Origin of the sequence: Aurantimonas sp. C2-5-R2 (assembly GCF_036549495.1) — a bacterium.
GTDB lineage: Bacteria > Pseudomonadota > Alphaproteobacteria > Rhizobiales > Rhizobiaceae > Aurantimonas > Aurantimonas coralicida_A.
The window spans coordinates 1-7,351 of the sequence record NZ_JAZHLJ010000121.1 but is presented as its reverse complement, the minus strand read 5'-3'; the positions used below and the strand labels follow the sequence as shown (position 1 = coordinate 7,351).

Below are 7,351 nucleotides of genomic sequence, written 5' to 3'. Positions count from 1 at the left end.
CGCTCCTTCGGGAGGTTCTGGCAGGCTTCAGCACCCGCCACGATACGCCGCCTTCTCAGGCCCCATCACCCATTTTCAGCCATAGCTCCGCAGACCAGCGGCTCCGGTTGAGGAGATTTCATGGTAGCGCGCAAAGCCTGAACCCCTATGCCGGGCTGGCGCTGCTCGAGACCGGCGATCGCATCCGCATCGACCTCAACCAGCGAGCGGTCGGCATCCTCGCTTCCGAGGAGGAGCTGGCGCGCCGGCGGGCCGAGTGGAAGGGGCAGGGCGGCTACAACTATCCGGAAAGCCAGACGCCCTGGCAGGAAATCCAGCGCGTCATTGTCGACCAACTCGCAGATGGAATGATCCTGAAACCTGCAGTGAGGTTCCAAAAGATTGCGCAGACGTTCGGAGTGCCCCGGGACAGCCATTGACGGCTGGGTGGATCTGGCTCGACTTCGAGCTGTGCCGCCGCAGGCTCGTGCACCTAGATTATCCGGCGAACGGATCAGCACCGGAACCTACGCCGGTCAACATGCTGGACTGTTAGCAACTCTGTGTGCACTGACCGACGAGACGGTGAGACACGCGGGCGGCAGACGAAGGAGTTTTCCCACACGCTGTTTGTGCTGGCTGCCGTCGCCGGCTACCGGCGACGTATCACGTTCACGTGCCGCCGAACGCACACGTTCAATCGTGGCTTCGACGTTCTTCGCCGGAAAGGCCGTGAAGACCCGCGGCGTCGCGACCGCGACCCGAACGGAGCCGTCGCGGTGGATGGAACGAAACAGGCGTTTGCACTCGCTCGCCGCGTCCGGAGTCTGCTCGGCAATTGAACTCAATGCATCATCTCTCTGATCATCAGCAGCGCCGTTCTCATGCAGGCGATCCGGACCGGCCCGCGGCCAACAGCGCCGAAATGCTCGACACGGTGAAGAGTCTCTCTTCCTCGGCGGGCGCAGGCGAAATGCACGAGTCCGGCCTCGTCTCCGTTGCTGGCCGGGCCTGCAAAGCCCGTCGTCGAGATGCTGATGTCCGCCTTCGAGCGGTCCAGCGCCCCTTCCGCCATGGCGATGGCAACTTCGCGCGAGACCGCGCCCTTTTCGTCCAGCAGCATCCGTGGGACGCCGAGAAGGTCGATCTTGGCGTCCTCCGTGTAGGTCACGAAGCCCCGGTCGAACGCATAGGAGGCCCCTTCGACATCGGTGAAAACGCCAGCAGTCCTCCGGTGCAGCTTTCCGCGGTCGCCAGCGCGATCGACCTGTCGCAGGCCTCCTCCAGCATTCTCCTCGTCAGTTCTTCCACATCCTTGGGCAGGGCGATCGACAAGGTCTCCGTCATGGGAAACACTCCTTCATCAGAATCGGCAAAGGGCTCACGGAGGGGCTTGTACGCGACCCCGCCGATCATGCGCACGATCGGCCAGCAGTCGAATGATGTCGCTACTGACATCGCAGAACTTCTGCCGCCGTACATCAACCATTTCGTTGGCCGATTGAGAGCGCCGATCATGTTGGCCGCAATTGGTCTCGTAGAACGTCTGATTCCCGCATCGGGTCCTGCCGGACGGAGCGGGAATTCGGTAGCCCCTGCATGACCGGGGCCAGGGTCCTTTCTAAAGTCGACTGCCTCACGTTGATATCCGGGATGAGCGCCTCGCGGAGAAAGAGCTCAAGGTCGTCGGCGTGGAGGACTGCTTCTAGCGGGGCTACAAGAAGTCGGCCTCCAGGAGTATGATACCGGCGAACACGGCAGCCGGATGGTCCAGCTGACCGGATCGCCGCGTGGGGGGTGCCGGAACGCTATGCGACGAAACCGTCGGATAAAGATCCTCGCCACCCTTGGACCCGCCTCGTCCAACGAAACGATGATCCGCAAGCTGCATGAGGCGGGAGCCGACGTCTTCCGCATCAACATGAGCCATGCGGACCACGATCTGATGCGCGAGCTCATCCGGCGGATCCGCAACGTGGAAGAGCAGGTCGGCCGTCCGATCGGCATCCTGGCGGATCTACAGGGTCCCAAGCTTCGTGTCGGCAATTTCGCGGACGGACAGGTCGAACTGGAGGTTGGACAGGAGTTTACCCTCGACGACGATCCGGCGCCCGGCGACAACACCCGTGTCCAACTTCCCCATCCGGAAATCCTGGAAGCTGTTGAGATAGGCCACCGCCTTCTGATCGACGACGGGCGGCTTCAGCTCTTGTGCGTCGCCACCGACAGGCACCACATCCACTGCCGCGTCGTCGCGGGCAACAAGATCTCCGACCGTAAGGGCGTCAGCCTGCCGGACACGACGCTCGCCACCGGAGCGCTGACCGAAAAGGACCGCCGCGACCTTGACGCGGTGCTCGCCGAATCCGTCGATTGGATCGCGCTGTCCTTCATTCAGCGTCCGGACGATCTTGCCGAGGCGCGTAAGGTCGCGCGCGGCCGCGCCTTCATCCTGTCGAAGATCGAGAAGCCGCAGGCGGTCGAACGGCTCGACGAGATCATCGAACTCTCCGACGCCATCATGGTCGCGCGCGGCGATCTCGGCGTCGAGCTGCCGCTGGAGGACGTTCCTGCCATCCAGAAGCGCATCACCCGCTTGGCGCGCAACGCGGGCAAGCCGGTCGTGGTCGCGACGCAGATGCTGGAGTCGATGATCAGCGCGCCGGTGCCGACCCGCGCCGAGGTGTCCGATGTCTCCGTCGCAGTGTATGAGGGGGCGGACGCGGTCATGCTGTCGGCCGAATCGGCGGCCGGCGATTATCCGGTCGAAGCAGTGTCGATGATGAACCGGATCGCGGAGCGGGTGGAGAAGGATCCGCTTTATCCCGGGATCATCTTCGCCCAGCGCACGGCGCCGGAGCCCACCGGCGCGGATGCCGTCTCACTCGCCGCCCGCCAGATGGCCGAGACGCTCAACGTGTCCGTCATCGTCAACCTACACCGCGACGGGCACGACCGGCCTGCGCACCGCACGCGAGAGGCCGCAGACGCCGATCCTAACGCTGTCGCCGGTCTTGGAGACGGCGCGCCGTCTGTCCTTGGTCTGGGGGCTGCACTGCGTGGTGACAGAGGATGCGCAAGATCTCGACGACATGGTCGACAGGGCCTGCCGCATCGCCGTAGAGCAGGACTACGCGAAATCCGGCGAACGGCTGATCGTCACTGCTGACGTGCCTTTGCGCACGCCCGGCGCCACCAACATGCTGCGGATCGCCTACATCGGCTCGGACGGGCTTTCGGCGGTCTGAGCGAGGACAGCGTCGCGTCGGTCGATGCAGTCGCAAGGCTTAGCGGACGGCCGTTTCGGACCTATTGCCTCCTGGCGCTAACCGGCGAATCATCATTTCCTCAGCCTCACGGCCAGCCCGAGCGGCGGCGAGACGGAGGACGTCATATGGGCGGTTGAAAACCAATTATGTAATCAAGCGTCGATGTCACGCCCAGAGTTGCGGAGTGAGCCCACAAGGTGGGCACGACGAAAATAAAGATGCCGGAGTTGGCCCCTCTGGTCACGGGCGCGTTGGGCGCTCACGCATCTGACGCTCGTCATCAGAAGCACGATGACCGCGATGATTCGCTCCCGTCAAGTCCGGTCCTGACGTTTCTGGTGGTCTTAACCAGCTGGGCAATTCCTTGAGTTCCTGTGTGAGCCTGGGCTGGACCTTCTCCACTCTTTCTGCTCTTGTGGCGAGAGATCGCGCATTCTCGTTCATCATTTTGCCGCCAGACCCGCCGCAGCATCAAGGGCGAAGCTTCGTCTATGCCGCCATGCCGGCTAGGCTGTTGTCCGATTCAGCCAAATCGGCCATCGACGCGGCCACGGCGTTTGCCATGCACCATCGGTCGCGGCCTGAATATTTCGCAAGATAGGACGCATGGTCCGCAGCCGAGATCATCGTGTCAAGCCCGGGCGGGTCGTCGTAAACCGCGACGCCTATGCTCGCGGTGACCGTCATCGCTGCACCGTTGTGAGACATGAAGGTCTTTCGCAGCCGATCACAAATGGCTTCGGCGAGATCGCATGCTGCGTCCTTCGACATAAGGCGACCGAGGACACAGAACTCCTCCCCACCAAGCCGCCCGACAGAATGGGGCTCAGCGGCTGTCTCGTGAACTGTTCTCGCGATTAGGGCCGCAGCCTGCCGAAGCACCTCGTCGCCAGCCGCGAGCCCTTGCGAGTCATTGACGAGCTTGAAATGATCGAGATCGATCATCAAAACAGCGAGAACTTCTCCTGCCGTTCGATCCGCCAGGATCTCCTCGGCTTCCGCAAAGAACGCCCACCGGTTCGCCAAGCCGGTCAGCATGTCGGTTCTTGCGAAGCGCTCAAGCTCACGCTGCGCATTCTGCAAGCGGTGTGTGGCGCAGATCCAGGGAAACAGAAACCAGGGGGAAACGATCGTCGCGATCAGGAAAGGCAGAAGAACCTCCTCCTGCAATCCCTCGTTGAAGTTCAGAAGCCGCAGCGCCGTCCAGCAGACGAGCGCGGCCATCGCTGCTGCGACGAGCGTGAGTCCACAGGTTTTGAGAAGAGTCCGGAGCGACATGCAAGGATACTGCTGCTAAAACCTTGCATTCTGATTGATGCGGGAACCGGAATCTGCGGCATTCGCGCCAGGGTTCAGACCATCAGTGCCCAAATACGAAAGTCGGGGCTACACAACAGGTCCTCGAGCACCTATAGTCAGTCGTGAGGGCATTCGGAGCGCCGTAGCGCTGAAATCCTTCAATTTCCGCACACCCCTTTTCAGGTGGTCGGCCTTTTCCCGAAGAGCGGGGGAAGCGTGCTCGCTGTCGATGCGACCGCATCACATGGCGAACCGTCATCTCGCTCGAAGCCGCAAACATTGCGGCTGTCGGGTGGATGCTGGTCCGAGCTTCACGTCGCCGGGTTTTTCTCGGCCGATGCGCGGTGCTGCGTTCCAACGCTCGTCCTCGAACCATGGGAGCGTGAATGACCGACGAAGTATTCGAGCCTAGTGAAATTATTCTCGAGATCGAAACGTCCGACGATAACGAAGACGATGTCTTCAACGGCTTCGGATCCGGTCCAGTGCCAATCGAGAAACGTGACGGCGATTTGGCTTCGCATCCAACGATGCTTCAATACAGACTGCGCAAGAAAATTTCCGATGCGACAGTGGAGGCGATTCAGGAATACTTAGATACGTTCGGTTCCGGTCGAGCTCGCTTGCGCACCATCAACGACACAGTGTTTCTTCAGCCGCGGACGCAGTCGGACGTCGATCTCCTGTGCGGCGAAATGGACCAGTTCGTCACTGGCTGGAGAACTGAGCGATGAGCGCCGTCTTCGAACGCAGCACAGCCTCCGGCCCCGTTTCTGGTCACTATCCCGGTGCTGGGTACCTGTCGCGGCGCACCTTCGCGATCATCTCGCATCCGGACGCCGGCAAGACGACGCTGACCGAGAAGCTGCTGGTCGCCGGCGGCGCCATCGCCATGGCGGGAGCGGTGCGGGCGCGCGGCGAGCGGCGGCGCGCCCGGTCGGACTGGATGGAGATCGAGCAGAACCGCGGCATCTCGGTGACCTCGTCTGTGATGACCTTCGAGCGGGAGGGCGTCACCTTCAATCTCCTGGACACACCGGGGCACAGCGACTTCTCGGAGGACACCTATCGCACGCTCACGGCCGTCGACAGCGCGATCATGGTGATCGACGCGGCCAAGGGCATCGAGAGCCAGACCCGCAAGCTGTTCGAGATCTGCCGCCTTCGCGACATCCCGATCATCACCTTCGTCAACAAGGTCGACCGCGAGGGGCGCGATCCCTTCGAGCTTCTCGACGAGATCGAGGAGGCGCTGGCGCTAAACGTCGCCCCAATCGTCTGGCCGGTGGGAATGGGTTCGGACTTTCACGGCTGCTACGACCTTTTGGCGGACGAATACCTTCTCTCCTCCGAGGGCCGAAACGGGCATTGTAATACCTCGCTCGCGATGCGTGGCGTCCGCGACGAGTCTCTGCTCAACCACCTCTTCGAGCACGTCCTGGAGCCTTTTAGGGAAGGCGCGGAACTGGCCAAGGAAGGCTATGCGGCGTTCGATCCGGAGGCGTATCGGCAGGGGCATCTGACGCCGGTGATTTTCGGCAGTGCGCTGCGCGACTTCGCCGTCGACCAACTGCTGCGGATCATTGCTGACGATGCACCCTCGCCCCGACCACAGCCGACCAATCAGGGAGCCGTAGATCCTAGCGCCGAGGCGGTCTCGGCTTTCGTCTTCAAGGTCCAGGCGAATATGGATCCGAACCATCGGGATCGTGTTGCGTTCGTGCGCTTCTGTTCCGGTCACTTCCGGCGCGGGATGAAACTCAAACACGTCAGCAGCGGGCGCAGCTTTGCCGTCAATAACCCGATCTACTTCTTCGCCCAGGAGCGGGCCCTGACCGAGGAGGCGCATGCGGGCGACGTCATTGGCATTCCGAACCATGGGACCCTGCGCGTCGGCGACACCCTGACCGAAGGCGACGAATTTCGATTTACCGGACTGCCGGCCTTTGCCCCGGAAGTGCTGCGGCGGGTCCGTCTCGAGGACACCTCGAAGGTGAAGCAGTTGCGGCGGGCGCTGGAGGATCTCGCCGAGGAGGGATTGGTCCAGGTTTTTAAGCCGATGATCGGCTCGAACTGGATCGTCGGCGTCGTCGGGCCGCTCCAACTCGACGTGCTGTCGTCGCGCATAGCTTCCGAATACAAGACGGAGGTCGCCTTCGAGCCGGTGCCGTTCGGCACGGCTCGATGGATCAAGTCCGACAGCCCCCGCAAGCTGCAGCGATTCCTTGAAGAAAATATTCTGAACATGGCGCGCGACCGGGACGAGCGTCCCGTGTTCCTTCCCCGGGATGACTGGGAGCTGCGATACGTTCGCGACAACAATCCGGACGTCGTCTTCCACGCGGTCCGGGAACTTGTCGGCTGATGGGCGCACGCCTCAGATACTTTCCATATCGGAGGTCTGGTGGTTTCTCGACTGGATGAACTCGCAATAGCTATCGCCAACCGCCGGGCAATTCTCTTTGCGGGCGCCGGTCTGTCAATGATTGTTGGGCTGCCGTCGTGGAGAGAACTTGTCGATCACATGCGGCGGGAATTGGAGCTCGATTCTGAAAGCCCAGGCATGGAAGCCAGCTATCAGACGCTCTCCGAATACTATCGGATCAAGAACGGCAGTATTGGCCCTCTGCGTAGCTGGATGGACCGGCACTGGAGCGTTTCGGAAAACAACGTCAAGAACTCTCCGGTCCACGACATGATCGTGAAGCTTGACTCTTGCCTATCCGGTTGTTACCCACGCCCACTAAATGTGGGGTGCGCCCATTCCCCGGAGTAAAGCCCGTCAAAGGTCGGCGCAGCTGCCT

6 protein-coding genes and 2 pseudogenes are annotated in these 7,351 nt (G+C 61.9%); 5 read left to right on the top strand and 3 right to left on the bottom strand.

What is annotated here, in order from left to right:
* A pseudogene (locus tag VQ044_RS23115) lies at positions 1–419 on the top strand (dihydroxy-acid dehydratase domain-containing protein); the annotation flags it as partial.
* Positions 420–823: 404 nt separating this feature from the next.
* Here VQ044_RS23115 and VQ044_RS23110 read toward each other — a convergent pair.
* Positions 824–1,150, bottom strand: a complete 327-nt coding sequence (locus VQ044_RS23110; protein WP_327649903.1) for a CinA family protein — start codon at positions 1,148–1,150, stop codon at positions 824–826.
* Positions 1,147–1,497, bottom strand: coding sequence for a hypothetical protein (locus tag VQ044_RS23105; protein WP_327649905.1), 351 nt, complete (start codon positions 1,495–1,497; stop codon positions 1,147–1,149). The genes VQ044_RS23110 and VQ044_RS23105 overlap by 4 nt, the downstream gene beginning before the upstream one ends.
* A gap of 292 nt (positions 1,498–1,789) precedes the next feature.
* Between VQ044_RS23105 and pyk the strand changes: the two are divergent.
* Positions 1,790–3,227 (top strand): annotated as a pseudogene (pyk, locus tag VQ044_RS23100) (pyruvate kinase).
* Positions 3,228–3,737: 510 nt separating this feature from the next.
* Here the strand turns inward: pyk and VQ044_RS23095 are convergent.
* Positions 3,738–4,526, bottom strand: coding sequence for a GGDEF domain-containing protein (locus tag VQ044_RS23095; protein WP_327649907.1), 789 nt, complete (start codon positions 4,524–4,526; stop codon positions 3,738–3,740).
* Between the two features lie 407 nt (positions 4,527–4,933).
* Here VQ044_RS23095 and VQ044_RS23090 point away from each other — a divergent pair, with 407 nt between their 5' ends.
* From VQ044_RS23090 to VQ044_RS23080, 3 genes are read left to right on the top strand one after another with little or no spacing between them, the layout of a single operon-like run.
* Positions 4,934–5,281, top strand: coding sequence for a hypothetical protein (locus tag VQ044_RS23090; RefSeq protein WP_327649908.1), 348 nt, complete (start codon positions 4,934–4,936; stop codon positions 5,279–5,281).
* Positions 5,278–6,912 carry a peptide chain release factor 3 gene (locus VQ044_RS23085; RefSeq protein ID WP_327649909.1) on the top strand — a complete coding sequence of 545 codons (1,635 nt, stop codon included), beginning with the start codon at positions 5,278–5,280 and terminating at the stop codon, positions 6,910–6,912. Before VQ044_RS23090 ends, VQ044_RS23085 begins: the two co-directional genes overlap by 4 nt.
* 39 nt (positions 6,913–6,951) lie before the next feature.
* The gene (locus VQ044_RS23080) at positions 6,952–7,323 is read left to right on the top strand and encodes a hypothetical protein (protein WP_327649911.1); all 372 of its coding nucleotides are present in this window, start codon (positions 6,952–6,954) and stop codon (positions 7,321–7,323) included.
* Positions 7,324–7,351: the final 28 nt, after the last annotated feature.

Bases quoted from the DNA above. Each gene is read 5' to 3' on its own strand.
- VQ044_RS23105 (WP_327649905.1), bottom strand. From the start codon at position 1,497: ATGATCGGCGCTCTCAATCGGCCAACGAAATGGTTGATGTACGGCGGC.
- VQ044_RS23095 (WP_327649907.1), bottom strand. From the start codon at position 4,526: ATGTCGCTCCGGACTCTTCTCAAAACCTGTGGACTCACGCTCGTCGCA.
- VQ044_RS23090 (WP_327649908.1), top strand. From the start codon at position 4,934: ATGACCGACGAAGTATTCGAGCCTAGTGAAATTATTCTCGAGATCGAA.
- VQ044_RS23085 (WP_327649909.1), top strand. From the start codon at position 5,278: ATGAGCGCCGTCTTCGAACGCAGCACAGCCTCCGGCCCCGTTTCTGGT.